At 52.7% G+C, this 26399-nt stretch carries 28 protein-coding genes and 1 pseudogene; 15 read left to right on the top strand and 14 right to left on the bottom strand.

What is annotated here, in order from left to right; all coding sequences use genetic code 11:
• Positions 1-529 precede the first annotated feature (529 nt).
• A complete protein-coding gene (gene ltrA, locus J1836_RS06055) occupies positions 530-2218 on the top strand; it encodes a group II intron reverse transcriptase/maturase (protein ID WP_207250139.1) in 1689 nt (562 codons plus the stop codon).
• 284 nt (positions 2219-2502) lie between these two features.
• Here ltrA and ispH read toward each other — a convergent pair whose 3' ends face one another.
• The gene (gene ispH / locus J1836_RS06050; protein ID WP_207250191.1) at positions 2503-3441 is read right to left on the bottom strand and encodes a 4-hydroxy-3-methylbut-2-enyl diphosphate reductase; all 939 of its coding nucleotides are present in this window, start codon (positions 3439-3441) and stop codon (positions 2503-2505) included.
• 118 nt (positions 3442-3559) lie between these two features.
• On the opposite strand from ispH, the pseudogene J1836_RS06045 reads away from it, so the two are divergent.
• A pseudogene (locus J1836_RS06045) lies at positions 3560-3943 on the top strand (aspartate carbamoyltransferase); the annotation flags it as partial.
• 309 nt (positions 3944-4252) lie between these two features.
• Here the strand turns inward: J1836_RS06045 and J1836_RS06040 are convergent.
• The gene (locus J1836_RS06040) at positions 4253-4786 is read right to left on the bottom strand and encodes a transposase (RefSeq protein ID WP_207250190.1); all 534 of its coding nucleotides are present in this window, start codon (positions 4784-4786) and stop codon (positions 4253-4255) included.
• 50 nt (positions 4787-4836) lie between these two features.
• On the opposite strand from J1836_RS06040, the gene J1836_RS06035 reads away from it, so the two are divergent.
• Positions 4837-6171 (top strand): IS4 family transposase, encoded by a 1335-nt coding sequence (locus J1836_RS06035; protein ID WP_207249434.1) that lies wholly within the window; start codon positions 4837-4839, stop codon positions 6169-6171.
• On the opposite strand, the gene J1836_RS06030 is transcribed toward J1836_RS06035, so the two are convergent.
• Positions 6112-7191 carry a transposase gene (locus J1836_RS06030; RefSeq protein ID WP_207250189.1) on the bottom strand — a complete coding sequence of 360 codons (1080 nt, stop codon included), beginning with the start codon at positions 7189-7191 and terminating at the stop codon, positions 6112-6114. The two genes, J1836_RS06035 and J1836_RS06030, sit on opposite strands and share 60 nt — an antisense overlap.
• Positions 7192-7427: 236 nt before the next feature.
• Complete coding sequence (locus tag J1836_RS06025; protein ID WP_207250188.1) at positions 7428-7847, bottom strand: lipoprotein; 420 nt, start codon at positions 7845-7847, stop codon at positions 7428-7430.
• A 748-nt stretch (positions 7848-8595) separates the two neighbouring features.
• On the opposite strand from J1836_RS06025, the gene J1836_RS06020 reads away from it, so the two are divergent.
• The gene (locus J1836_RS06020; RefSeq protein ID WP_207250187.1) at positions 8596-9432 is read left to right on the top strand and encodes a replication protein; all 837 of its coding nucleotides are present in this window, start codon (positions 8596-8598) and stop codon (positions 9430-9432) included.
• Positions 9433-9435: 3 nt separating this feature from the next.
• Here the strand turns inward: J1836_RS06020 and J1836_RS06015 are convergent, their stop codons facing one another.
• Positions 9436-9591, bottom strand: coding sequence for a hypothetical protein (locus tag J1836_RS06015; RefSeq protein WP_207250186.1), 156 nt, complete (start codon positions 9589-9591; stop codon positions 9436-9438).
• Between the two features lie 40 nt (positions 9592-9631).
• Here J1836_RS06015 and J1836_RS06010 point away from each other — a divergent pair, with 40 nt between their 5' ends.
• The 8 genes from J1836_RS06010 to ribF all read left to right on the top strand — a co-directional run bounded on the left by J1836_RS06010 (position 9632) and on the right by ribF (position 14538).
• The gene (locus J1836_RS06010) at positions 9632-10585 is read left to right on the top strand and encodes an aspartate carbamoyltransferase catalytic subunit (protein ID WP_242632744.1); all 954 of its coding nucleotides are present in this window, start codon (positions 9632-9634) and stop codon (positions 10583-10585) included.
• The gene (locus J1836_RS06005) at positions 10582-11856 is read left to right on the top strand and encodes a dihydroorotase (RefSeq protein WP_207250184.1); all 1275 of its coding nucleotides are present in this window, start codon (positions 10582-10584) and stop codon (positions 11854-11856) included. The genes J1836_RS06010 and J1836_RS06005 overlap by 4 nt, the downstream gene beginning before the upstream one ends.
• A gap of 110 nt (positions 11857-11966) precedes the next feature.
• On the top strand, positions 11967-12428 hold the full coding sequence (locus J1836_RS06000; RefSeq protein ID WP_207250183.1) for a mobile mystery protein A: 462 nt from the start codon (positions 11967-11969) through the stop codon (positions 12426-12428).
• Positions 12425-12565 carry a hypothetical protein gene (locus J1836_RS05995; RefSeq protein WP_207250182.1) on the top strand — a complete coding sequence of 47 codons (141 nt, stop codon included), beginning with the start codon at positions 12425-12427 and terminating at the stop codon, positions 12563-12565. The genes J1836_RS06000 and J1836_RS05995 overlap by 4 nt, the downstream gene beginning before the upstream one ends.
• A complete protein-coding gene (locus tag J1836_RS05990) occupies positions 12558-12800 on the top strand; it encodes a Fic family protein (protein ID WP_207250181.1) in 243 nt (80 codons plus the stop codon). Before J1836_RS05995 ends, J1836_RS05990 begins: the two co-directional genes overlap by 8 nt.
• A gap of 147 nt (positions 12801-12947) precedes the next feature.
• Positions 12948-13412, top strand: coding sequence for a tRNA (cytidine(34)-2'-O)-methyltransferase (locus J1836_RS05985; protein WP_207250180.1), 465 nt, complete (start codon positions 12948-12950; stop codon positions 13410-13412).
• A 50-nt stretch (positions 13413-13462) separates the two neighbouring features.
• A complete protein-coding gene (locus tag J1836_RS05980; RefSeq protein ID WP_207250179.1) occupies positions 13463-13624 on the top strand; it encodes a hypothetical protein in 162 nt (53 codons plus the stop codon).
• Entirely contained in the window at positions 13621-14538 is a 918-nt protein-coding gene (gene ribF / locus J1836_RS05975) for a bifunctional riboflavin kinase/FAD synthetase (RefSeq protein WP_207250178.1), read from the top strand. Before J1836_RS05980 ends, ribF begins: the two co-directional genes overlap by 4 nt.
• Here the strand turns inward: ribF and J1836_RS05970 are convergent.
• Complete coding sequence (locus tag J1836_RS05970) at positions 14535-15530, bottom strand: adenosine kinase (protein ID WP_207250177.1); 996 nt, start codon at positions 15528-15530, stop codon at positions 14535-14537. The two genes, ribF and J1836_RS05970, sit on opposite strands and share 4 nt — an antisense overlap.
• Positions 15531-15625: 95 nt before the next feature.
• Between J1836_RS05970 and J1836_RS05965 the strand changes: the two genes are divergently transcribed.
• Together J1836_RS05965 and waaC are read left to right on the top strand one after the other, a co-directional pair.
• On the top strand, positions 15626-15925 hold the full coding sequence (locus J1836_RS05965; protein ID WP_207250176.1) for a hypothetical protein: 300 nt from the start codon (positions 15626-15628) through the stop codon (positions 15923-15925).
• A complete protein-coding gene (gene waaC / locus J1836_RS05960) occupies positions 15922-16905 on the top strand; it encodes a lipopolysaccharide heptosyltransferase I (RefSeq protein WP_207250175.1) in 984 nt (327 codons plus the stop codon). Before J1836_RS05965 ends, waaC begins: the two co-directional genes overlap by 4 nt.
• On the opposite strand, the gene J1836_RS05955 is transcribed toward waaC, so the two are convergent.
• The 6 genes from J1836_RS05955 to J1836_RS05930 form a co-directional block, all read right to left on the bottom strand.
• A complete protein-coding gene (locus J1836_RS05955; RefSeq protein ID WP_372447665.1) occupies positions 16871-17494 on the bottom strand; it encodes an esterase/lipase family protein in 624 nt (207 codons plus the stop codon). The genes waaC and J1836_RS05955 overlap by 35 nt on opposite strands.
• A 26-nt stretch (positions 17495-17520) precedes the next feature.
• Entirely contained in the window at positions 17521-18684 is a 1164-nt protein-coding gene (locus J1836_RS05950) for a FimV/HubP family polar landmark protein (protein ID WP_207250173.1), read from the bottom strand.
• Positions 18685-18802: 118 nt separating this feature from the next.
• Positions 18803-20239: a hypothetical protein gene (locus tag J1836_RS05945; RefSeq protein WP_207250171.1), complete on the bottom strand. Its 1437-nt coding sequence runs from the start codon at positions 20237-20239 to the stop codon at positions 18803-18805.
• Positions 20240-20344: 105 nt separating this feature from the next.
• Positions 20345-20641, bottom strand: coding sequence for a hypothetical protein (locus J1836_RS05940; protein WP_207250170.1), 297 nt, complete (start codon positions 20639-20641; stop codon positions 20345-20347).
• 32 nt (positions 20642-20673) lie between these two features.
• Positions 20674-21285, bottom strand: a complete 612-nt coding sequence (gene lexA, locus J1836_RS05935; protein ID WP_207250169.1) for a transcriptional repressor LexA — start codon at positions 21283-21285, stop codon at positions 20674-20676.
• Between the two features lie 129 nt (positions 21286-21414).
• Positions 21415-21759 carry a cupin domain-containing protein gene (locus J1836_RS05930; protein ID WP_207250167.1) on the bottom strand — a complete coding sequence of 115 codons (345 nt, stop codon included), beginning with the start codon at positions 21757-21759 and terminating at the stop codon, positions 21415-21417.
• Positions 21760-22090: 331 nt separating this feature from the next.
• On the opposite strand from J1836_RS05930, the gene J1836_RS05925 reads away from it, so the two are divergent.
• Positions 22091-23253, top strand: a protein-coding gene (locus J1836_RS05925) for an IS3 family transposase (RefSeq protein WP_207250165.1) whose coding sequence is annotated in 2 segments (ribosomal slippage) — positions 22091-22349 and positions 22349-23253 — 1164 coding nt in all. Because the reading frame shifts where the segments join, the coding sequence is not laid out codon by codon here.
• Positions 23254-23349: 96 nt separating this feature from the next.
• On the opposite strand, the gene mnmE is transcribed toward J1836_RS05925, so the two are convergent.
• A complete protein-coding gene (gene mnmE / locus J1836_RS05920; protein WP_207250163.1) occupies positions 23350-24690 on the bottom strand; it encodes a tRNA uridine-5-carboxymethylaminomethyl(34) synthesis GTPase MnmE in 1341 nt (446 codons plus the stop codon).
• 14 nt (positions 24691-24704) lie between these two features.
• Entirely contained in the window at positions 24705-26381 is a 1677-nt protein-coding gene (gene yidC / locus J1836_RS05915; RefSeq protein ID WP_207250162.1) for a membrane protein insertase YidC, read from the bottom strand.
• Between the last annotated feature and the right edge of the window lie 18 nt (positions 26382-26399).

Raw genomic sequence — 26399 nt, 5'->3', positions numbered from 1 at the left:
GTAGCCTACTGACCCATGCGGTGCTGGTAACGGTGCGGTGTGAAGCGGTCAGGACAAAGTAACCTGCCATAAGGCGGCGTAGGTTTCGTGAGGAAACACGCTATCTGTAAGCATCAATGCGGATGGGAGCTAGGCTTGATGGTATGACTAACGAAAGTGAACTGCTGATAAACATCGTAAAGCAGAACGAGCTAAAGATGCTGACAAGCTTGAGCCAAAAGGCAAATGGCTGGTTAATCCCCTCCTCCATGGGATTACGCGGACACAACAGCCATCGGTGAACAGGCAGGGTCTACCCCATCATTGTCACTCAAGTGGAACAGGATAAGCCCGTATCCCCGCCAGCAATGGCAAGCCGACCGTAAGGGAAGCCGATGGGAATGCGGGTATGGGATGCCAGAAAAAGCGAATGCCACTCTGTAATGGGGTGGACAGGGGTTGAAACATCACCCTGCCCAAAAGGGTGCAGACTTCTGGCGGGTCTCTCTTTGCAGGAGAGTTTGTAGGATTTTTACAGGAGGTTGGACAAATGAACGAAGCGCAAGCCAAGTGTGCCACCCCCGATGGCGTGGTGGATTGGCACGGAATTGACCGGGCAAAAGCACATCAGGCCACCCAAAAGCTGCAAGTGCGTATTGCAAAGGCAATCCGGGAAGGGAAGCACCGCAAGGCAAAATCCTTGCAATGGCTACTGACCCACTCGTTTTACGCCAAATGCATGGCGGTCAAACGTGTCACGGAAAACAGCGGCAAAAAGACTGCCGGGGTGGACAATGAAACTTGGGACACTCCACCGGCCAAAGCCAAAGCAATAGTGGGTCTCAAACGCAGGGGCTACAAGCCCCAGCCACTGAGACGGGTATATATTCCCAAAGCAAACGGCAAGCAACGCCCGTTAGGCATCCCGACGATGAAAGACAGGGCTATGCAAGCACTTCACTTGCTTGCCCTTGAACCCATCTCGGAAACCACAGCCGACCCGAACTCATACGGGTTCAGGCCAAAACGGGGTTGCAAGGACGCAGCGGAACAGATATTCATCAGCATGGCGCAAAAAACGCAGGCAAAGTGGGTATTGGAGGCAGACATCGCCGGGTGCTTTGATAACATTAGCCATGAATGGTTGCTCGCCAACATCCCTACGGATACGGCGATACTCAGGAAATGGCTGAAGGCAGGGTTCGTGTGGAAAGGGGTGCGCTCCGATACGGAAGCAGGCACTCCACAGGGCGGTATCATATCCCCCGTACTGGCAAACATGGCACTGGACGGATTGGCGGGTAAACTGGCTAAAGCCTTCCCAAAAATCACTGGACGTGGCAGGGCGACCAAGGTCAATTATATCCGATATGCCGATGACTTCATCATCACGGGCACAAGCCCGGAAGTGCTGGAAGAAGCCAAAACCATCACTGAACGGTTTCTGGAGGCAAGGGGACTAATCCTCTCACCGGAAAAGACCAAGGTGGTGAACATCTCAGAAGGTTTCGACTTTCTGGGCTGGAATTTCCGCAAGTACAACGGGAAGATGATGATCAAACCTGCCAAGAAGAACGTTAAAAACTTCTTGGCAGGCATCAGGCAACTGATAGACAGTAATAAGACCGCCACACAGGAAAACCTGATCCGCCTCCTCAACCCCAAAATACGGGGATGGACGGAGTACCACAAAAACCAAGTGGCAAAGGAAACATTTTCCGATGTTGATCATGCCATCTGGAAAAAGCTATGGAAATGGGCAAGACGGCGACACCCCAACAAACCCAAAATGTGGGTCAAGGCTAAGTATTGGCCTCACCACAATGGGTGTAACTGGACGTTTAGGGTAAAGGTGCTGGACAGGAAAGGGAATGGGGTGTGGCTTGACCTGTTCAAGGCATCCTCTGTTCCCATTGTCCGGCATGTCAAGATTAAGGCAGATGCGAACCCCTATGACCCGGCGCAGGAAGAATACTTTGAGGAGCGGTTTCAACGCCACTTCAAGGAGGAAGCCCACGGCGCTAGGATCAAATACCTCTGGCACTCACAGGACGGCAAGTGTACCGCTTGTGGGCAAAACCTGACCAAGCAAACAGGGTGGCACGTCCACCATGTTATATGGCGGGTAAAAGGGGGTACGGATGACTCGCGGAACTTGGTCTTAATGCACCCGGACTGTCACCGACAATTACACAGCCGTGTAAACCGTGGGTTGCCGACCACCCTGAAAAGTGGCTGAAGAGAGGCTTGAGCCGTATGTGGTGAAAATCACAAGTACGGTTCTTAGGGGAGGATGGTGCAGTAATGTACTGTTCTTACCCGACGGAAGGTGCTGGCTCTCGGTGCAAACCGAAGGTGAAACCAGCCCCAATGAAGCAGGAATTTAACCGCAAACTTGACCTTGGTTAAGTTTGTATAAGTTTAAAGGAACGGGATTTGATGTAACGCATTCGACTATAATAGAGTTTACTTTAAAATGGTCGTGTCTATTTTTAAGTACGCTTTAAAATAGTCAGGTTATGCTCAATCTCGCCGCAATGCCTTCGGCAGCACAAACGACACGTTTTCGGTGATGCCTGAATCCTGCACGCGCACCTTCGCCCCGTGCGCTTGCAGGTGGGCAATCACGCCTTCCACCAGCACTTCGGGGGCGGATGCGCCAGCGGTTACACCAACGTTGCGTTTACCTTCCAGCCATTCGGCACGGATGTCTTCCGCGCCATCAATCAAGTAAGCGGGAGTGCCGCGCTTTTCGGCAATTTCACGCAAGCGGTTGGAGTTGGAACTGTTGGGCGAGCCGACCACTAGAATCATATCGCTTTCATCCGCGAGTTTTTTCAGCGCATCCTGCCGGTTTTGGGTGGCGTAGCAAATGTCGTCTTTTTTCGGGCCAATAATCGCGGGGAATTTGGCACGCAAAGCGTCAATCACGATGGAAGCATCGTCCACGGATAGCGTGGTTTGGGTGACGAATGCCAGCTTTTCGGGGTTATTCACCACCAGTTCCGCCACTTCCTGCGGGGAATCAACGCGGTAAACTGCACCGCCGAACGCAGTGTCATATTGCCCCATCGTGCCTTCGACTTCGGGGTGGTTTTTGTGACCGATAAGGATGGTTTCGCGCCCTTCGCGGCTGTAACGCATGACTTCGATATGCACTTTCGTCACCAGTGGGCAGGTAGCATCAAACACTTTCAAACCACGGCGTTTGGCTTCTTGCTGTACCGCGAGGGAAACCCCGTGGGCGCTGAAAATGACGGTGGCATCGTCCGGCACTTCATCGAGTTCTTGCACGAAAATCGCGCCTTTGTCACGCAAGTTGTTCACCACAAAGCGGTTATGCACGACTTCGTGACGCACGTAGATGGGTGCGCCGAGGATTTCCAAGGCACGGTCAACGATTTCGATAGCGCGGTCAACACCGGCACAAAAGCCGCGTGGGTTGGCGAGAATGGCTTGCATGGAGGGAGTTCCCATCGGTCGTTTGTTACAGGAAAACTAAGCTACGCTATTCGCTTTACCCACGCAACCTTGTAAGATACCCGCACCTTTAGTGTTCAAAATAAAAGCGAGTGCATCCATGCTCCACGCTCACCTTTCCCCAGGGCCGCTACCGTCGCGTATGCAATTGACCAAAGACGGCAAGTTGAAACACTTTCTGACTATCGAAGGTTTGCCGCCGCTATTGTTGGAAGAGATCCTTGACCGCGCCGAACAATTCGTCACGTTGCCGAATAAACAGCAGAAAAAAGCCCCCCTGCTGCGCGGCAAAACCGTCATGAACCTGTTTTTCGAGAACTCCACCCGTACCCGTGTGACGTTTGAAATCGCCGCGCAACGGCTGGGTGCGGATGTCACCAACCTCGATATTCGCACCTCGTCGGCATCCAAGGGTGAAACCTTGCTGGATACGGTGCGCAATTTAGAAGCGATGAACGCCGATATGTTCGTGGTGCGCCATCAATGTTGAAATTTTCAAAGAAGTCAGACTCGATTGATTTAATCAAAACGGCAATGATAACCAGAGGATAATCAATCGAGTCTGACCCCTTTGATTGAGTGTGTGAGGAATCTATGTGCAGATAACGAGGGTGTAGAAAAACCCGAATCTGATCATCCTATCCAGATCGGGCAGTCATTTTTTTGAACACCCCACACGGCTGACAGGTTTTTTCATCGCTGCCAATTTCCCGTTTCCCCGTAACGCCCTGAATGCCGTCTGAGACGGGCAATACGGTGCATTTTTGCGTGTTTGGCTGCATCATTTCCCCCTTCATGCGGCATACCCATGATGTGCCAGCTTTTCGAGGTTGTGCATCAGGCAAAACAGTTTCCATTGCCCGTCCACTTTGGCTTTGCTGCGCAAGGTGAAGCGGTGCAGGCGTTTGTTGCCGCGCAAGTTTCCAAACACGGGTTCGACGGTGGCGAAGCGTTGAGTGATCATGCGCTTGCCGAGGTCTGAATCGATTTTTGGCTTCATCAAATCGGTGTAGCTGGGCGTGTCATCGCGCTTGCCTTGCAGGAAAGTGACTTGCCGTGCGCGGGTTTTTGCCGGGTCTTTCAGACATTGGGGACGCTGGGTACAGGGTTCACAGTCACGCAACGCGCCTTGGAAACGTACCGAAGCATAGCCATTCAGGGTGCAATTCTTGCCGGTACGGTAAAGGCGTTTTCCCGCCGGGCAAAGACAATGACTGAGGTCAGCGGCTAATTGGAAGTCGGCGGGTTTATAGGTTTTGGCTTTGCTGGGCGTGGGGCTTTTGTTCCACAAGGGGTCAGGTTTTTGCTGATGCACGCTCTGATCCATCTCCTTATACACAAGTTCCCAAGCTGATGTAAGATAAGCAATTTACACCCATGAACTGGTCATCTAGCGAACTCACCGATCTTGATTTGGGAGACAAGCGCCTCGAAACACGCGCAGCCCATATTCTCAACGCCATGCTAAAAGTGCCCCAATCCAGTATCCCCAAGGCTTGCCAGAGTTGGTCAAGCACCTTGGCGACGTACCGTTTCTTCTGGAATGAAGCGGTGAGCCATGATGCTTTGATGGCATCCCACTTTGAAGCGACAGAGTGCCGAATTCGTCAACAAGACTCGCGGATTATCCTGTGTATTCAAGATACGACCGAACTGGACTTCAATGGACAGGAAACCGAGGGCTTGGGGCGGTTATCCTACGATAAGCAACGCGGGATGTACCTGCATCCGACCTTGTGTATTACCCCAGAACGTTTGCCGTTGGGCATCACCGATACGTGGATGTGGTCACGGGGATTGAGCAAAGCGGCCGACCAAGCCAACCCCAGCATCAAAGAAAGCCGTCGTTGGATTGAAGGGTATGAACGGGTAGCCGAACTGGCGGCACGCTGCCCTGAACACCGCTTCATCTATGCTGGCGACCGTGAAAGCGACTTTTACGACTTGCTCCAACGGGCGCAAGCCTTGAATTACCCGGCTGACCTGCTGATACGGGCGCAACATAACCGTGCATTAGGAGATGACCTCAAACTGTGGGATGCCATTGAGCAACAACAGGCGTTGACCCGTATCACCTTTACCAAACCGCGCAAGCAGGGTGAAAAGCCCCGCAAAGTGGTACAAGAAATCAAGGTGTTACGTTATACCTTGCGTCCCAAGAGTCAGCATCCGATGCTATTGACCTTGGTTCAAGCCAAAGAAATTAACCCACCCGCCGGAAAATCGCCCCTCATTTGGCGTTTAGTCACCAACCGTTGTGTGGAAACAGCCGATGCTGCCTGTGAACTTATCGACTGGTATCGAGCGCGTTGGGAAATCGAAATGTTTTTTGATGTCCTGAAAGTTGGCTGTCGCGTCGAAAAACTGCAACTGGAGACCAAAGAGCGCATCGAAAAAGCCCTCGCGCTCTACATCATGGTGGCTTGGCGGATTATGTTTCTGATGCGGTTGGGGCGTACCTGCCCAGAACTTCCGGCTGATCTGGTGTTTGACCCGCTGGAATGGAAAGTATCCTTCCGGCTCGGCAAAAAAGCACTACCCGATGGCATACCTACCCTCAATCAAGTGATCCGCAATCTGGCAGAACTGGGTGGCTTTTTGGGCAGAAAATCCGATGGCGAACCGGGGGCTAAAAGTATCTGGTTGGGCTATTCACGAGTGCTGGACTGTATTTATGGTATTCAGATGGCTAGTGAGTTGGGAATGGATTGATTTGTGTATAAGGAGATGGCTCTGATCGGCATAGCGTTCATCGCGTTGCCGGTAATCCTTGTCGGGGATGTAGGCATCAATCCCAGCCTCCGCCAAGGCTTTGAGATTGGCTTCACTGTGGTAGCCGTTGTCGGCAGCGATTACCGTTTCGGGGGTGCGCATGGGGGCAGTGGCATTGACCACCGGCATCAGCAGTTCTTGTTCCGACCCCGTGCCGTGGGCTTGGGCTTCGACAATGATTTGGTAATGGCAATCCACGGCTGCCACGCCGGTATAGCCCTGCACCACGCCTTTGCTGGTTGCCATTTTGGCAGATTCGTTATCGGTGCGGTTGGACAGGCGGATACTGCCTTTGGAGCCTTGGCGATCTTTGGGGTTGTCTGCCAACCAATCACGTAACTGTTTGGCTTCGCGTTGCAGGCGTTCCAATTGTTTGGCTTCGCGTTTGGCTGCGACTTCATCCACGTTGCTGGCATCGGCTTGTTGGTGTTTGCCGATGATCTTGGCGGCGGCTTTTTCCATGCGTTCTGCTTGGCGCAGGAAGTCAGCGCGGGTGCCGGACTTTTCTTTGCTGGCATTGGATGGCAACTTCACCCCGTCGATGGCAAACAGCTCTTTGCCGATTAACCCTTGGCGGTCACAAATCAGCAGCACTTGGGCAAACAGTTTGGCAATCAGCTCCCCGGCATTGGCAATGAAGGCCGCCAGCGTGGTGAAATGCGGCTGGCTGTCACCGGAAACCGCAATGAACAGCATATTCTCGCGGCACGCTGCTTCGATTTTACGGCTGCTGATAATGCCACGGCTGTAGGCCAATAGGATGATTTTCAGTAATGCGGCTGGGTTAAAGGCGGCTGCGCCCTGCACATCATTCTTATAACGTTGATGGAAGCCTTCAAGGTCGAGTTCGTTATCCACCAAATGGCGCAGCGCGTATTCAAACGTACCGGGCAGGATTTGCCGGTCAAAGTCCAGTGCCAACAGTTTTAAGCCTTGATGGATCGGTTTGTAGCGTGCCATGCCTGCCTACTCGTTCGGGTGCTTGCGATGCCTGATTATCCCACAAAATGGCGAAAAAGAGGATTTTTCTACAGCCTCAACGTCTGAATTGACGGGCGCGGCGGTAAACTGATTGATCGGAGTCATGTGCTGTCACCGCGTCCGTCGTCGAATGTCTTGTTGGCTCACACTCTGTTGTATTATAAATCAATAGGGATAAGGGTTGTCCAAGAATCCCTATTGATTGGCGTATTAGTTTATTTTGTATCTCGCCTATCAACTATTACTGTCTTGCCCATGACAACAGGTAAGTTATTTGGATAGTTATAAGCAGTCCCTTTATTATGATCAATTAATGCACCTACGCCGCCACCAATAAGTATATTGCCGTACATACCTGCCCCTGCCCGCGAAATTGCTCTTAATTCTCCATCGGGCAACCCATCCTTCTTACACTTAACTAATAAGTCACCGGATGCTTTGTGGACACTTACACTATTTGGTGTCACTACACTCCATTCACCTTTTTCATTTTTCAAATTGCAATTGACTTGTGGAATGCTAACACCTTGAAGTGTTTCAGCAGTCACTGCAACAGGTTGTAATGAATCACCGGTTATTGAGGCGCAGCCTGAGAGTGCAAAAGTAAAAAATAGAGGATATATAACCTTTTTCATTTTGGAAACCTTTATCGAATGTTTGTAAAAAAATCATGTTCTGTTGTAGTCTTGTTATTTTTATTGTGCATTATTAATCCCTGCTGAGCAAGATGAGCTAATTATATTTAATAATCGAATTCTCCATTTGACGAAGTTTATCGATTATTTAAAAAGCCAACAGTTTATCAGGCAGCGTTCAGAAATATCAAGATAGCCAGCCTGCGCTCAATGGGTGAACACACGCAGTCCATCTGTTTCGCAAAGTCTTCCATATAGCCTGAAATTGTCATAGCCCTCACTCCTTAAGAATGTCCCCAATGAACCTGATCTTAACAAACTTCGTGTAGCCAAAAAGTGATCACCATCACAAGAGTCGTTTTTAATGATTATTAAAAGCCCTCTTATTTTCCTCTTGCAATCAAAATAATCGCGTAATAGGATATGCACCATCAGCCTGAAAGCGGCTGATCGGGATTGCAACCCCGCCTAACTCAAAGCGCACAAGCCGCGCCAAGCGGTTTTTTTGTGTCCGAATGTTTTATACTGACGGGCGCAAATAGTCCTATGTGGGGCTGTGCGGGGCAGCCTCACGGCTGGTCTGTATCTTTGAGGCAGATTGTTGCAACCCCGTACAGTTCCCGCTATCCCTATTGCAACAGGGACGCGGGTAGAAACATCTCTACTCAAGGACATCTATCATGCACAGACTGCAAATCAACCCCAACACTTTCGGGATTGACCTTGAAGCAATCCGTGGAGGTGCAGCATGAGCCTAGCCCGCGACTGGATCGGCGCAGCACTCGCCGCCGACCTCACCCAAAATCAACTCAAAGCATTCCTCGCGCTGTTTCACCAAACCCTCTGCTACGGCAAAGAAGCCGACGCACTCACCGACAAACGCCTCAGCAAACTCGCAGGCGTGCGCATCGACCGCCTAAAAACCGCCGTAGACACCCTCGTCGAAAAGGGCATCATAGACGTATCAGAACACTGCATATTTAACGCCGAATACCGAATCCCCGAAGACCTGCTCTACGCCAACGGGCACGCTTTTTTTGTACCCAGCCTTCCGAAAATCGGAATGGATTTCCGAAAAACGGAAGAAGCTTCCGAAAATCGGGCACATACCACTAATACCTTTACCGCTAACAACCTTACCCCTACAACGACGGAAGCCAGCCTGTCGTCGATTTTTGAGATTGAAGAAGAACTCCAATACCCCGAAACCTTTGGCAAACCAGAGAAAGCCCGCGCTGCCATCATCCTCGACAGCCTCAGCCCAAAAGTTGCCAACGACTGCCTGCTCCTGCTCAACCAAGCCATGCAACAAGGCACGGTCAAAGCCCCGCACGGCTACCTCTACCGCCTCACCGAAAAAGCCCGCAACGGCACACTCGACACCACAGGGCTAAGAGCACCAGCGCAAGCCACCGAACAAAAAACCGAAAACAACCACCGCCACCAACTCAAAACCATCGCCGACGAAATCAACGGCATTGACTCCCTCTATAAGCTGGCAGGCATCACCCTAGACCCCATTACTGCCACCAACCGTGCCAACCTCGTGGCAAAATACAACCAACTAGCAGGATGTCACCCATAAACCTTATTTTGCAAAAATAACAGGCGGAACTGGCAGGTGAGGGTTAAGCCGTTTATAACGGCTGTGTGAAAAATATGAAAGGTGACGGTTCGCTTTACCCACGCAACCTTGTAAGATACCCGCACCTTTAGTGTTCAAATAAAAAGCGAGTGCATCCATGCTCCACGCTCACCTTTCCCCAGGGCCGCTACCGTCGCGTATGCAATTGACCAAAGACGGCAAGTTGAAACACTTTCTGACTATCGAAGGTTTGCCGCCGCTATTGTTGGAAGAGATCCTTGACCGTGCCGAACAGTTCGTCACGCTGCCGAATAAACAGCAGAAAAAAGCCCCCCTGCTGCGCGGCAAAACGGTCATGAACCTGTTTTTCGAGAACTCCACCCGTACCCGCGTGACGTTTGAAATCGCCGCGCAACGGCTGGGTGCGGATGTCACCAACCTCGACATTCGCACCTCATCCGCATCCAAAGGCGAAACCTTGTTGGATACGGTGCGCAATCTGGAAGCGATGAACGCCGATATGTTCGTGGTGCGCCATGAGCACGCGGGCGCAGCGCATTTCATTGCCCGCTACTGCGCCCCGCACATCAGCGTGCTGAACGCGGGCGATGGGCGGCATTCGCACCCCACCCAAGCGATGTTGGATATGTTCACCATCCGCCAAAAAAAGGGCAGTTTTCAGCCTTTGAAAGTGGCGATTGTGGGCGATGTGCTGCATTCGCGGGTAGCACGTTCGCAAATCCACGCCCTGACCACGTTGGCAACCGGCGAAGTGCGCGTGGTTGCGCCGAAAACGCTTGTGCCTGCGGGTATCGAAAAAATGGGTGTCAATGTGTTCCACCACATGGAACAGGGCATTGAGGATGTGGATGTGGTGATTATGCTGCGCCTGCAACGTGAACGGATGCAAACCGCTTTGCTGCCCTCCGAGCGCGAATTCTTCAAGCTCTATGGCTTGACCGAAGAACGCCTGCAACTCGCCAAACCCGATGCGATTGTGATGCACCCCGGTCCGATTAATCGCGGCGTCGAAATTGATTCACGGGTGGCTGATGGCTTGCAATCGGTCATTCTCGAACAAGTCACCAACGGCATTGCGGTGCGCATGGCGGTAATGTCGATGATCATGGGTCCACAAGGAGGCGCGGCATGAGCTTATTGATACGCAATGCACGGGTGATCGACCCTGCCAGTGGGTTGGATGGGCAACGCACGCTCCTGATCGACGGTGGACGCATTACCGCCTTGGCAGAAACCTCCGCCGCCTTTGCTGCCGATGAAACCATCGACGCAAAAGGCTTGTGGGTGTTTCCCGGTGCGGTCGATTTGGCGGCATGTTTGCGCGAACCGGGCTTGGATCACAAAGCCACCCTCGCCAGCGAAACCTTTGCCGCCGCCGCCAGTGGCATTACCACGCTATGCTACCAACCTGAACCGAACGCCAACTTTGACAATGCCGCGCAGGTCAAACTGATTCACGACCTAAATCGGCGGGCGCACTACGCGCATGTCGAAGTGTTGGGCAACCTGACCCAAGGGCTGAAGGGCGAACAACTCAGCAATATGGCGAGCCTGAAACGCGCCGGATGTGTGGGCATGAGCAATGGGCGGCAACCGTTCCACAGCTTGCAAACCTTGCGGCGTGCGATGGAATACGCCGCCACCCACGATTTGACCGTATTCATCTACCCGCTGGAACACGCACTGGCAGCGGGTGGCTTTATGCACGAAGGCGAAGTCTCGGCACGGCTGGGTTTACCGTCGATGCCCTCTGCGGCGGAAACCGTGGCGGTGGCGCAAACCTTGGCGTTGGCAAGCCATACGGGGGCGAAAGTGCATTTCTGTCGTCTCTCGGCACGTTTGAGTGTGCGGCTGATTCGCCAAGCCAAAGAGAGCGACCTCGACATTACCGCCGATGTCGCGGCACACCAATTGTTCCTGACGGATATGGATGTGAGCGATTTCAACCCGTTGTGTCATGTGATGCCGCCGTTGCGGTCAGCGCGTGATTTGGATGCACTGCGCGAAGGGCTGGCGGATGGCACGATTGACGCGATCTGTTCCGACCACCAGCCGCACGAAGTCGATGCGAAATTAGCGCCGTTCCAGCAAACCGAACCGGGGATTTCCGCTCTGGAAACCTTGCTGCCGCTGACCTTGCGGCTGGTGGAAGAGGGCGTATTGAGCTTGCCGGAAGCCTTGCGCAAAATCACTGCCAGCCCCGCCAATATTATTGGCAGCGAGGCTGGGCAAATCAGCGTGGGTGCGCCTGCTGATTTGGTGCTGTTTGATCCGGCAGCGTTGTGGGAGTTGGATTTGAATACGATGCACAGCGACGGGCGTAATTCGCCGTTTGGGGGCTGGAATTTTAACGGTGCGGTGAAACGTACTTTATTGGCAGGGAAGACTGTTTTTAGTGCTTAAGGACTGATGTAAAAAAAGCGATAACTTACCAAAAAAGTTAAATTCATTAGTTATTACTACTGTATTTAGTGTTATCACGAGCTATTGCTTTCATTTTCAGGGGAAATCCCATGAAACAGGTTTTCCGTGATCTCAAATTGCAGCAAACCAGCCACGCGCTAGAGTATTGGCGGCAAGCTATGCTTCCCACCCGCCCCAGCAATGGCTGGATTCATGCTATCCGTGAAGCACTGGGTATGACCTCGGTGGCTTTGGCAAAACGCTTGGGTATGACCGATGCCGGTTTGCGCCATCTTGAAAAAGCGGAAAGAGATGAGGCCATTACGCTGGCAACTCTACGCAAAGTGGCGACAGCATTGGATTGTGAGCTGAAATACGCGCTCATTCCGCGTCAGCCACTCGAAGATATGCTAAGTGAACGCGCCGAACAGGTTGCGCGTGAACGTGTTTTACCCGTCGCGCATTCAATGGCATTGGAAGATCAGGGCGTTTATCACGCAGTGACGGACAAACAAATTCAGCAACTCGCCAAGGCATTGCGCGAAGGTTCACGCCGGGAGTTGTGGCGGTGAATTTTGAATACCCACTCGGTGCAACGCCGCTTGACCCTGACGAAGCGCAAGGTTTATTGCCGACACATATCACCACCCAAGGTGAGTTAAACGTTTGGGAACAAACCAATATTCTGCAAGGTTTTTTCGGTGGATGAATTAGCGGTACGTTTCCATCATCAATTGGTTGCTATTCACCCGTTTCCTAATGGCAATGGACGACACGCACGCTTAATCGCGGATTTACTGGTGCAACGGTTGGGAATGCCACGCTTTAGTTGGGGCAGTGTGTCATTGGTCGATACGGGCGAAGTACGGAGTGCTTATTTGGAAGCATTACGAGCAGCGGATAGGCACAATATGACGCTTCTGCTAGCATTTGCACGCACCTGATACCCCAACTTGTACATAGCTCAGTAGTAGTCTGGGGTATAATAAGGCGTTATTCATGCCGATACCTACGTCGTAAGATTGGGATTAGCAGTGCGTGAAATCAGGATTATGTTGCCCTACGATCAGGAATAAAATGGATGTTGTTTGATGTTTGATATTGCGCTTTACCAACCCGAAATTCCGCCGAACACCGGCAATATCATGCGCTTATGTGCCAACACAGGTTGCCGTTTGCACCTGATTCACCCGTTGGGCTTTTCGCTGGATGAGAAGCAGGTCAAGCGGGCAGGAATGGATTACCGTGATTTGGCGGTGGTGCAGGAACACGACAACTTTGCCGCGTTCAACGTAGCGATGCAGGGCAAGCGCGTGTTTGCACTGAGTACCAAAGTGAGTACGCGCTACAGCGATGCCGAGTTTCAGCCGGGGGACGTGCTACTGTTTGGCCCCGAAACCCGTGGTTTACCAGAAGCCTTGCTGTTGAGCTTGCCGGATGAGCTGAAATTGCGTGTACCGATGTTGGCGGATAGCCGCAGCATGAATCTGTCGAATACCGTCGCGGTGGTGGTATATGAGGCATTGCGCCAACAACAATTTGCAGGATTATCGTAGCGATGGTTGCTATCATTGATGGCGAGAATGCCACATCAGGAAACAACCAAATGCCTGACCTCATTGTTCGTAAACGTGTACCTGAAATCATCGAAGCACTGCTGGTATTGAAAAAGCGCAGCCTTGCCGAAGTCTTGGCAACAATGCCGAATGTCGGGCAAGACAGCGATTTTGCCCGTATTCAAGGCAAGCAACAGAACCCATTTACATGAAACTAATTCGCCGCATCCTCCCCGCTCCCGCCCATGATCTGGGTTGTGTCGCCACCATCGGTAACTTCGATGGCTTGCACAAAGGGCATCAAGCCGTGATCCAGCACGTCGAATGGAAAGCGCAAGCCCTCGGCTTACCCGCGACTGTCATCAGCTTCGAGCCGCTGCCGATTGAATTTTTCCGCGCACCACCGCCCCCGCGCATTTACGCCCTGCGCGACAAGTTGCGATTGCTGGAAGCGATGAACGTAGAGCGTTTCGCCTGCCTACGCTTTAACAAGCAACTTGCCAGCATGGAGGCGGAAGATTTTGTGCAAACCATCCTGCTGGATGGTTTAAAGGTGCGCTATTTGGTCGTTGGTGATGATTTCCGCTTTGGCAAAGGGCGACGCGGCGATTACCATTTGCTGCAAGCAATGGGCGCGGCAGCGGGAATGCAGGTGGTGGATACGCCGACGTTTTTACACGAAGATGAGCGCGTCAGCAGCACCCGCATCCGGCTAGCGTTGAGCACCGCAGAACTGGAGCAAGCAGCGGAATTGCTGGGCAAGCCTTACCGCATTTCGGGGCGCGTCCGCCACGGCGACAAGCGCGGGCGCACCATCGGCTTTCCCACCCTGAACATGCGCGTGCCGCAACACATCGCCCTACGTCGCGGCGTGTATGCGGTAAAAGTATACGGATTGGGTGAAGAAGCCATCAACGGCGTGGCGAATCTAGGCACACGTCCGTCAGTACATGGCGTGGAAAATCGGCTAGAAGCCCACCTGTTCGACTTTGCGCAACAGGTGTACGGCAAACATATCTGTGTCGAACCCGTGGCATTCATCCGTGACGAAATGAAATTTGCGTCACTGGATGAATTGAAGGCACAGATTGCGCGGGATGCGATGCAAGCAAGGGAATTCGTTTAAACCGCTGCCAACACAGCCTGATGCGCATCTTTACCCAAGCGTGCGCCAAACACCGTCACCACGCGTGACGCTGCCATGCTAGCCAGTTTGCCCGCCTGCGCATTATCCATGCCCTGCGTAATCCCATACAGGAATGCGCCCGCAAACATATCGCCCGCGCCATTGGTATCCACCGCCTTGACCGGATGCGCAGCAATTTCAGTACGCCCGTCATCATCCACCACCAGCGCACCCTTGCTGCCCAGCGTGATCACTAGCTTGCCTGCATACGGCTTGATGGCGGCAATCGCTTCTTCCAAATCCTCTTTGCCGGTAAACACGCTGACTTCTTCGTGGTTACAGAACAAAATATCCGCGCCATCGCCCAGCATTTCATCCACACCACTGCGGAAAAAGCGCACCATTGCGGGGTCAGAGAAGGTCATCGCCGTTTTCACACCGTGTTCCTTTGCCACTTGCCGCGCTTTCAACGCTGCTGCCCGCGAAATATCCGACGTGACCAAATAGCCTTCGATATACAAGTATTGCGCCTGCTTCAACTCATCCAAATGCAATTCGGCTTCGGAAAAGTCAGCGGTAATCCCCAAAAACGTGTTCATGGTACGCTCCGCATCCGGCGTGACCATGACCATGCACTTGCCGGTGACACCTTCCGAACTGCAACGCACCTGATCCAACTTGGTTGCCACGCCCGCTGCGTGCAAATCGTTCATGTAAAACTCGCCGGTTTCGTCATTGGCGACTTTGCAGGCGTAAAACGTTTTGCCGCCAAACTGGCTCACCGCTACGATGCTATTCGCGGCAGAACCACCGCTCGCACGTTTCTTCATGCCAAAGGCTTCACTCAAGCCCGCCAGCAATTGCTGCTGTTTTGTCTCATCAATCAAGGTCATCATGCCTTTTTGGATGCCGTGCGCTGCCAAAAAGTCCTCTGTGACCTCGAATTCCTTGTCCACCAGCGCGTTGCCGATACCGAATACGTCGTATTTCATCGTGTCCCCATCAAATAATTGCGTGAAAACGCCTTGTACCCTATACCGTGTTTCTTTTCCAGCATTTGCCCCGCAATCTGCTACACTTTGCCGCCATGAATCAGCCTATTGTTGCACAGTTATCCACGAAGTTATCCACAGGGCAGCTATTTATAATGATGGCGCAAAGACGCATAAAAAACGGCCTAGCTATCTTTTGGGATGGTGCTTATCAGTGCCGCATTCTGGTCGCTTGTCAGAAAAATAGCGCCATTTATCAAATAAAACTATTTTTTAATGCTAGGTTAAGCAACCTCATCGAAAAAATTTGGCTACAACAAGATGGTTTCGATAAGCGGCACGTCAAGATACTCACCGACTTATCCACAACAATGTTTCACGTGGAGCTTGCATGATGCCTGTGCGTAAAATTCTGATTATAAAAACATCATCACTCGGCGATGTTGTACACATGCTACCTGCGATTACCGATGCGAGCCGCCAGCAACCTGACCTGATCATTGACTGGGTAGTGGAAGAAAATTTCGCAGAAGTCCCCGCATGGCATCCGTCTATCCGTCATATTCTACCGGTTGCCGTGCGCCGTTGGCGCAAACACCCATTCAGCCGCAGCACTTGGCATGAAATCAAGCAGTTCCGCCAACACCTGCAACAAGAACGCTATGACGCGATTATTGATTCGCAAGGCTTACTGAAAAGCGCCTTACTCGCGGCACAAGCACACGGCAAACGCTACGGTTACGACCGTTACAGCATCCGCGAACCCCTTGCCAGCGTGACTTATCAGCAAACCTTCAGCATTGCCAAACAACGCCATGCCATTACCCGCAACCGCTTGCTCATGGCGCATGTACTGGGTTACAGCATCGAAAGCCAGCCACTCGACCACGGCATTGCGCACAGCACTTACCCTCAGCCGACTATCGCCTTACCCAGCCGCTATGTAGTCGCCTTGCATGGCACCAGCCGCGTTGATAAAGAATGGACAGAAACGCACTGGCAAACCCTCATCAATGCCCTTGCGCAACAAGGCATCAGCACCTTATTACCGTGGGGCAATCAGCGTGAACAGGAACGAGCGCAACGTTTAGCGCACACCTCGCCCAGCGTAAAGGTACTGCCGCGCAGCCGTTTAGGCGAATTAGCCGCCATCTTGCAACAATCCTTAGGGGTGATCGGTATGGACACGGGTTTAATGCACATTGCCGCCGCACTCGATAAACCGGGGTTGGCATTGTACCCCGTGACCAAACCCGCACTGACGGGCGTACAAGGCAACAGCAACAGCAGCAATCGGCTAGAAAATATTAGCGGGCTAGAGACACAGGATGCCGCAGCCGTTACGCACCGTTTGCTGGCATTAGTGGCGGGCTGAATTGCCCTGTCTGAAGAAAACGCAGAATAGAGGTAAACGTCAGCGGCGAAAACAACATGCCAGTATGTGAAACATGCTGCTGAATACGCGCCGTTTGTGCCGGATGTTCGGCTTCGCAAACGCGTACCGCGCCATCGTTGGCGTCACCGCGTAAAAACGGCATACCCAAACCCACCGACAATGTGCCAATCACCGCTCCCCACTCACGCCCGATGTGCTGCGGCACACCAGCGCCGGACAACCCCGCCACCATGCTCTTGCCGAACGCTCTACCCAACACGGGCAAAGGCTTAATCAGGCGGGCAATTTTGCTGCCTTGCGCGGGCGTTCCCAACGTTACCAAACGCCCCATCGGTAAATCAGGATATTTTTCAAGGAGATGAAGTGCAACGATACCCCCCAAGCTGTGCGCGACGATGTGCAACCGCTCAGTAGGAAAATCTTTGATAACCAGATGTAAACGTTCAGCATTTTGTGCAGGTGTCAGCGTAACCGAGGCATACGCCGGAACATGCACCATATACCCCGCCCGCCGTAAACGCCCCGCCAGTACTTGCAGTACTAGCGGACGCATCCAAATGCCATGCAATAAAATGACCGTTTCGGTAACGATGGTTAGACTTCCAGTTCTGCCCGCAGCCGCGCTTCTTCTTTGTTCAACGCGTTACGTTGCGAGAAAGAGCGCCACAGCAACGCCAAAATAAACATCAGCGACACCAACGCCACGATTAAGGATACCCGCGATGGTGTGGGTAATTTGCTATTATCGCTGCCAACATTGCTCGCTCCATTCTGTTCCAGCATGTTTTGCAAGGAAACAGGCGGCGCATTGCCTGCCGTATCCGCTGCTGGTGTCGCAACCTGATCGACGAACACAGGCGGCGTAGCAGGTGTTGCGGTAATCTGAGGTGCTTCGCTCTCTCCTGCCAAGGTCAAGCTAGGGGGTGTCGTTGCACCGGGTTCAAGCGGGGGCGGCGGCGGTGCGCTGGTATTGCCGGGTTCGAGCTCTTTGAGGCGGGCGTGTAAGGCTTGGCTTTCAGTGTACTGGCGTTTGATGGAAATACTGGCTTCACGCAACGAGGCTTGCAGGTTTTGAATGTGCGTATCGCGCTGTTCCAACAATTGCTTGAGTTCTGCCAATTCTGCCTGCATCGCACTATCCGCTTGTTTGGCTTGCGCAGAATTCGCGGCAGGGTCAGCCGTGGTGGTTGGCAGCGCGGCGACTTGTTGCGAGGCGGTTTCTAGCTCAGCAATCCGAGCATCTTTGCTTTGTAATTGCTGCTTTAGTTCGACTAATTCGGTTTGCAATTTCACCAGCAGCTCATTTTGCAAAGTGGCAACCGTTGCCTGTGCAGGTGCGGCGGATGTGGACACCACCTGTAATTGCTTAATTTGCTCGGTGAGCGTAGCACTGCGTGCTTGTTCCTCTTGAAGCTGGGTGCGCAATTGGCTGATTTCACCTTGCAGGCTGGCTTGACTGGCTTGCTTACCCGCTGCTTGCGTCACTTCTGGCAGTACCGGAATGTTCAGGTAAACACCTTTGCGCAGGTGATTCATGTCGCCCGCCACAAACGCATCAGGGTTTTGTGCCTGAATCGCAGCCATCATTTGTGGTACGCTAATGTCGTAGGAAGGACGGCGACGGCTGGCAATGTCCCATAAGGTGTCATTGTTTTTTACCGGTCCATAAGACGTGCCAGCGTGAACGCTAACAGGTTGTAAGGAAAGCGTTGCCGCCAGCAACAGCCCCGTGGCAACGGCAAGTGTTTTGTGTTTCATGACAGTTCCGCGCAGACAATCTAAGTTAATCTTTTATATAGACGATTCCGGCTGAAAATGCCGCCGGATCGCCAATAGCCCCAATTATCATAACCCGATGTTTGCCGCTCTGCACGGTTTACCGGACAGCGTGTTCCTGCCCAAAGATTTCCGGTGTAAGCGGCGTTGCCCAACGGCTAGCCAACAGGTACTTGGACTTTCCGACACCGCTTTCGGGGTTGAGTTCCAACACGGTTTCGCGCTCCAGCTTTTCGAGGATTTTTTCCGCGATTTTCTGGCGTTCCGGTTTACCAATCAGTGATGGCTGTAAACCGAGCACTTTGGTGTGCTGGCGAATCACCTCGGTCACCGCATCCGTCACCGGACGTACCGTGGGTTTGACTTCCCCGTTGAGAATGCGGGTACGCAATTCGCTGTAGATCAGCTTGAAAAAGCGTTCGCGGGTCAGATCATGCACCTTGGAATCCGGCGGATCAGGTCGTGAATCCTCCGGTGCCGTCAACGGTTCGGGGTGTACCGGTACGGTATTCGTGGGGGTGGTACGTTCCGGTGTCAGTTTATTGAGGTATTGCTCGCGTTCGGTATTGCCGAAATCGCGTGGAATACCGCTTGCCCCGCTATTGCTTAAAGCAGTATCGGCTTCAGGTGCAACGATTAAATCGCCGTGCGTATCACGCCCCAGCAGCAACAATGCACGCCGATGATCCGCCACATGACTGCCCACAAAATGAAAAGCATATTCAAACGTGCCAATAATAATCATCGAAAACATAAACGATGCCCACACACCACCGACGTTGAACAAATCTTTGATCAGGCGAATCATCGCGTAATGTTTATCTTCGTCGTATTCCAGCGTTTTCGCCTGTGTAATCGCCGCACTTAACGCCGAGCCGACCACCGCCGCTGAACCTGTTGCCGCCACTTCGGCAGCCGCAAGATTGCCACGCGCTTCGGCAATTTTGCTGTGTTCGTAACGTTCGCACTGCTGGATGCGTGTATCGGTACGGTATTTCGCACGGCAAGCGGCTAATTCAGCTTCGTGTTGCGCCACCTTGCCACGCGCTGTACCCAGTTGCGAAGTTGCACCAGAAGGCGCGGCGGCTTGCGCACTCAAGTTCTGAATACTGCCCAACGCCGCTTGGAACACCGGCGAAGTTTCGGAACGGTGGCGCACCGTGGCATCTTCACGCTCCATTGATTGCGCGACTTCCGAAAATAAGCCGAAAAATACCACGATAACCGTGGCAGCAACCGCCGCAGGGCCTTTATAACCGCTGGCATACAGCAAGGCTTGCGCCGCCGTAATCACCGCCGTAATGCCTAAGCCTAGCAGGGCATTCGCCCATTGTTCGCCCGTCCATGCGGCAGGGTTCATATCCCCGCCGACAAAGTATTTCACCACGAAAAATGCCGAAGCGAGGAACGCGGCAAACGCAGCCATTAACAGCCATGCCTCTGCTTTGCGTAAATCGCTGACAATATCGCGTAGTGATTTGGTGGCGACCAGATGCGCTGGTCGATCTAAGTTGGTATTTGGAGTGGAATCCGTCATAATCAATCCTTCCTGTCAAACGCTTAACCAGTGATAGCGGGAACTCTCAGGCGTGTTGGAAGCGGCAACTTTCATCACGCCATTTTTATGCCTGCAAAGCAGCACTCACATCCAGCCTGCCAGCAGCAACAGCACGCCGAGAAACCACAGCAAATGCCGATCGGCTCGTAAATTGTGTGCGGCAACCACCGCCCCGACAAACACCAGCCCCATCAGCACGTAAGGCAAATGCAGCGTAGCGGTTTCCATGTCCTTAATTTGCTCCATCCCCGGCAAGAGAATCAGCAAAGCCCATACCGCGACTGCCCACACCACGAGCACAGCGCGGGTCACGTGCCACACCTGCCCCCATTCAGGTTTCGCGGGTGCTGCAAGCGCGGGATTTATCCTGTCAGTATTCATTCTTGTTACTCCTTTGTATGGTTGCTGTCGGGCTAATAACTGCGGAACAAGCCCACCATTTTGCCCTGTACCTGTACGCTTTCTGCTGGGTAAACCATCGGGTGCATGGTGTGGTTTTCGGGGCGTAATTCGATTTGTCCATCGGGTAAGCGGTAGAGGCGTTTGAGGGTGGCTTCTTCACGTTCCACTAATGCCACTACGATGTCACCGTCACGCGCATCAGTCTGTTGTTGGATCACCACGAAATCACCATCCATAATGCCGATGTCGATCATGGATTCGCCGCGTACTTCCAGCACGTAACGCCCATTGCCACCGAACAAATCGCTGGGGTTAATTTCATCCTTGCCCGCGATGGCTTCGATGGGTTTACCGGCGGCGATACGTCCCGCCAGCGGTAAGCCCAAACTCAGGGGCATTTGCGGGTGACGCGCCACTGCCGCTTCGGGCATCCGGTAGGCACGCTTGCCCGACGTTGCTTGCAGGCGACCTTCCCGGATCAGTGCCTGCACATGTTGATGCACAGTACTGCGGGTAGAAATACCGCCCGCACTGGCGATTTCATCCAAAGTAGGGGTGTAGCCGTTACGGGCGTACAGGGACTGGATGATGTCCATAATCTGTTGTTGTCGTCGGGTCAGCATGACACGCTCCTCTTTTACAAACCGAACAAAACACGAACCAAATATACGGTGTCGTGCTGCCACAGGCAAATCAAAAATACTTGCTGTTTATTCGTTTTATGTTCGATTTTGCCGATGAGCGGTAGAAAATTAACGATTAATTTGAATGCCGAAGTACGTCACGAGCATGTCTTCGGTGGCGCTGGCGTTACGTAATTCGTGGGTTTCGCCGGGTTCGATGGTGATGCAACTTCCGGCGGGGAGGGGATAGTCGATGCCGTCAACCGTGATGGCGGCGTTGCCGGATTGGATGAAAAAAACTTCTAGCATATCGGTGTGGTGGTGGGCGAACGCGATGGCGTTAGGGGGGAAACGCGCTTGCGAGAAGTTGGTGAGTGGGGGGAATTCGCCGGAGTGGATGAGCGCTTGCTTGGTGATGCGAGCGTTGTGGCTGACGGTGGTGAGAGGGGTTTGGGTGAGGGTGGTGAGTTTCAAGAATGCTCCTTAAATCATGGTTTGCTGTTACGCGAAAATCGAATTCCCCCCATCCCCAACCCTTCCCCCGCAAGGGGTGAAGGGGGCAAGAGGTACTGCTTATCGGTGAATGTTGCGTGATGGAACAAGGTTGCTGATATTGATGGAATGGAGAAACAAAACAATAAAATTCACCGTGATCTGCACGAACAATCACGGGAAGTTCGGAGTGAGGCAATGAAAATATTTCCCTAAACTCAGGTAGTACCTAGCCCACCAGCCCCCGATCTAGCCCAGCAAACCCGGACACCGCAAGAAGTGAGTACACTATACTCGACACTTGAGGTAAAAGATGAAACCAAGCAAACCAACCACCAAGCCTTACACACGGCGTTCCGCAAGCTACAAAGAGGAAGCCCTGAAGCTAGCCGATCGCATTGGTTACGCAAAAGCAGCACATCAACTGGGTTTACATGAATCGCAACTCTACGGCTGGCGAGCCAAACAAACGCAGCAGCAAACGGTTAACAGCCGTGAACAAGAGCAAGCGGCTGAAATAGCCAAACTCAAACGCGAACTGCTGATCGCCCAAGAAGAGGTCGCCATCCTAAAAAAGGCCAGCGCGTACTTTGCGAGACAGCTCAAGTGAAGTACGCGTTTATTCAACAACATAGCCGTGAATTCTGCATTCCCCGTTTATGTCAGGCGTTGGGTGTTGCCCGTAGTAGTTACTATGAATGGCTGGAGCGGCAATCCAAACCCCGGCAACGTGAGCAACGCCAGGCAATGCTCGATACACGAGTAGCCACCGCTTTTCAGGTCAAAAAAAGCTGCTATGGTGCCTGGCGCTTATGTCAATTACTGGCGAAGGATGGATGGTGTTACAACCGTAAAACCATTGCCAACAGCATGAAACGTCAAGGATTAGTCGCCAAGGCGGCACGGAAATTCAAGGCAACCACCCATAGCCGCCATTCATTGCCCGTGTCGCCCAACCTGCTGGAACAGAACTTTACCGCGACTGCCCCAAATCAGAAGTGGGTCGGTGACATCACTTATTTGTGGACAGACGAAGGCTGGCTGTATCTGGCTGTTATCATGGACTTATTTTCCCGCCAAGTGATTGGTTGGGCAATGGATCAACGCATGACCGCTGATTTGGTGTGTGATGCCCTGCAAATGGCACTCTGGAAGCGTAAACATCCTAAGGGCGTGATTGTCCATTCCGACCGTGGCAGCCAATATTGCTCTCACGCTTATCAACAACTGATACAACAGCACCAACTGTATGGCAGCATGAGTGCCAAAAGCAATTGCTATGATAATGCCTGCGCTGAGAGCTTTTTCCATTCCATGAAAGTAGAATGCATCCACGGCGAACGATTTGCTACACGGGAGACCATGAAACAAACCGTTTTCGAGTACATCGAAACCGATTACAACCGTGACCGCTTGCACAGTTCCTTGGGCTATCTCAGCCCGCTGGACTTTGAAGCACAATTCCTCACAAGTTGAGGTGTCCGGGTTTAATGGGCTAGATCAGTTTCTTGCGGTCGCTTTTGAATTCGATGATCAGGGTTTCGTGGGTGGGTAATACAGGGTTTTGCATAATTATTTACCTATGCAAAACGAGCCGAAGATCTCGCCTAGCAAATCATCCGGCGTAAACCGCCCTGTAATTTGCCCCAACGCATCCTGCGCAGTACGCAATTCCTCCGCCATCAATTCCCCCGCATTGAATTCACGCAACTGCAACTCCGCCCGTTCCACCGCCGCCTGCGTCGCTTCCAACGCCTGCAAATGCCGCCGCCGCGCCATGAACGTATCGTCCGCCTCGCCCTGATAGCCCATGCGCGTTTTCAATTCTGCCCGCAACGCCTCGATGCCCTGCGCGTGTTTGGCGGAAATATACAAGTGTTCGCCCTGTTTACCGACCGCCTTGCCGCTCAAATCCACCTTGTTATGCACCGTCATGCGCGGCACAGTCGCAGGCAATTTCGCCAAAATCGCCGCATTTTCCAACGCATCAGGATGGGTATCATCGACCAGCAGCAAAATCAAATCCGCCTTAGCCACTTCCGCCCAAGCGCGTTCAATCCCAATCTTTTCTACCGGATCATCACTCTCGCGCAAACCAGCGGTATCGACAATGTGTAACGGCATCCCCTCAAGGTTAATACGTTCGCGCAATACGTCGCGGGTCGTGCCCGCAATCGCGGTGACAATCGCCGTTTCCTGCCCCGCCAGCGCATTCAGCAAGCTGGATTTACCCGCATTCGGCCTGCCCACAATCACCAAGTGCATCCCATCCCGCAATAAGCTGCCTTGGCGTGCTTTTTGGAAAATGGTGTGCAATTGCTGCTTAATCGCTTCCAGCCGATTCGTCACAGCGACATCCGCAAGAAAGTCGATTTCCTCATCAGGAAAATCCAACGCCGCTTCCACGTACACCCGCAACTCAATCAAACCCGTGAGTAACACATTCACCGCAGCGGAAAACTCGCCCTGCAAGGAACGTAACGCCGACCGCGCCGCCTGTTCCGACCCCGAATCAATCAGGTCGGCAATCGCTTCGGCTTGCGCCAAGTCCAGCTTGTCATTGAGGAAAGCCCGTTCGGAAAATTCACCGGGGCGAGCCAGCCGCGCACCCAATTCGACACAGCGTTTGAGCAGCATGTCGAGGACCACCGTGCCGCCATGCCCTTGCAACTCTAGAACGTCTTCGCCGGTAAACGAATGTGGGGCGGGGAAATACAACGCGATGCCGTCATCCAACGCCGCGCCATCGGCAGCTTTGAACAAACGGTGTACGGCTTTACGCGGGGAGGGAAGTGAACCGAGCAGAGCGACGGCAAGCTCAGGAACGTGCTTGCCGGAGAGTCGGATAATCCCAACCCCACCGCGCCCCGGCGGTGTAGCTACGGCAGCGATAGTGTCAGGATTATTCCACATAAACAGTCAACCTCTTAGGCGTGCCCTACAATTTGCTTATTGATGTACCACTGTTGCGCCATCGACAAAATGTTGTTCACGACCCAGTACAGCACCAAGCCTGCGGGGAAGAACAAGAACATCACCGTGAAAATAATCGGCATGAATTGGAAGATTTTTTGCTGCATCGGGTCCGCTTGCGGCGGATTGAGCTTCTGTTGGAAGAACATCGACGCGCCCATTAGCAACGGCAGGATGTAGTACGGGTCCATAATCGACAAATCTTTGTACCACAGCAACCACGGTGCTTGCCGCAATTCCACGCTTTCCTGCAACACCCAATACAGCCCCATAAACACCGGAATCTGGATCAACATCGGCAAGCACCCCCCAATCGGATTGATCTTTTCCTTGCGATACAGCTCCATCATCGCCTTCTGCTTACCGGGTGGGTCATCCGCAAAACGTTCATTGATGTCTTTGAGTTTAGGGGAAACTGCCTTCATTTTCGCCATCGACTTATAGCTCATGGCGGAAGGATAGAAAAATGCCAGCTTGATAAAGATGGTGAGGAAAATAATCGTCCAGCCCCAGTTACCTAGCACGCTGTGGATAACCTGCATCAACCAGAAAATCGGCTTAGAGATAAACGCGAAAATACCGTAATCGACGGTCAAATCCAGTCCTTCCGCAATCCCTTCCAAGGTATCTTGGTCTTTAGGCCCGACATAGAAATCCGACTTAAACACGCCTTTCGCACCCGGGGCAATTTGCTGTGCAGCACTGCGCATTCCCAACACATAGCCTTTCACGTCTTGGCCGGGCACAACGCGACTGTAATACTCGGTTTCTTGATTCTGTGGCGGAATCCATGCGCTCAGGAAGTAATGTTCCTGCATCGCCACCCAACCGCCATTGACGGTTTCTTTGATCGGCTTGTCATCCATATCACTGAATGACAGTTTGGTGTATTTGCCTTCGTGGTAATAGGCACCGCCGACATAGGCTTGCACACCACCCAACAAACTGCCCGCGTTTGCCGCATAGCCGTGCTTAAGCTGACGGTATTCTGTGCCATTCCAGATATTGGTGGATTGGTTATTGACCTCGTGCTCAACATTGACCAAGAAGCTACCGCGCTTAAAGACGAAACGCTTGGTAACACTGATGCCGTTCGCACCTTGCCAAGTGAGCGGAACAACCAGTTCGTTCTGCCCATCTGCCAAGGTGTATTCGGTTTGAGCAGCGGTATAGGTCGCCAAATGATCCGGTGCGAGGGTTTGCGCCTCCAAACCAGCCACGACTTGGTGTTGCAAACCGGATTGTGCAACGTAATTGCGCCCGTTCAAGTCAAGAATTTTGACGGGTTTATCCGGTGTGTCGAGGCTGATGGGGTAGGTTGGCAAATCGGTTTCCAGTACTTCACCGCCACGGGTATTGATCTTCAATACCAGCTTATCGGTACGCACAGTAACCGTCTGCCCAGCAGCACTATTATCAGCCGTCGGCGTCATTTGTCCGGCTTGCGTCGCAGGGGTAGCTGCACTTTGTGCCGGTACTTCTTGGGCATTGCCGCCCGGTATCGCGGGAGCGCTGACGGTACTAGCTGCCGTAACAGGGGGTTTGGGTGCATGATCCTGTTGCCATGTCGTCCAAATCAGAAACAGCATGAATAACAGGGTGAGATACAAGAAAGGACGTTGCGAATCCATGAGTAATGCAATCCGGTT

Source organism: Thiothrix fructosivorans (genome assembly GCF_017349355.1).
Taxonomy (GTDB): domain Bacteria; phylum Pseudomonadota; class Gammaproteobacteria; order Thiotrichales; family Thiotrichaceae; genus Thiothrix; species Thiothrix fructosivorans.
This window is presented reverse-complemented; position numbering and strand designations above follow the sequence as displayed.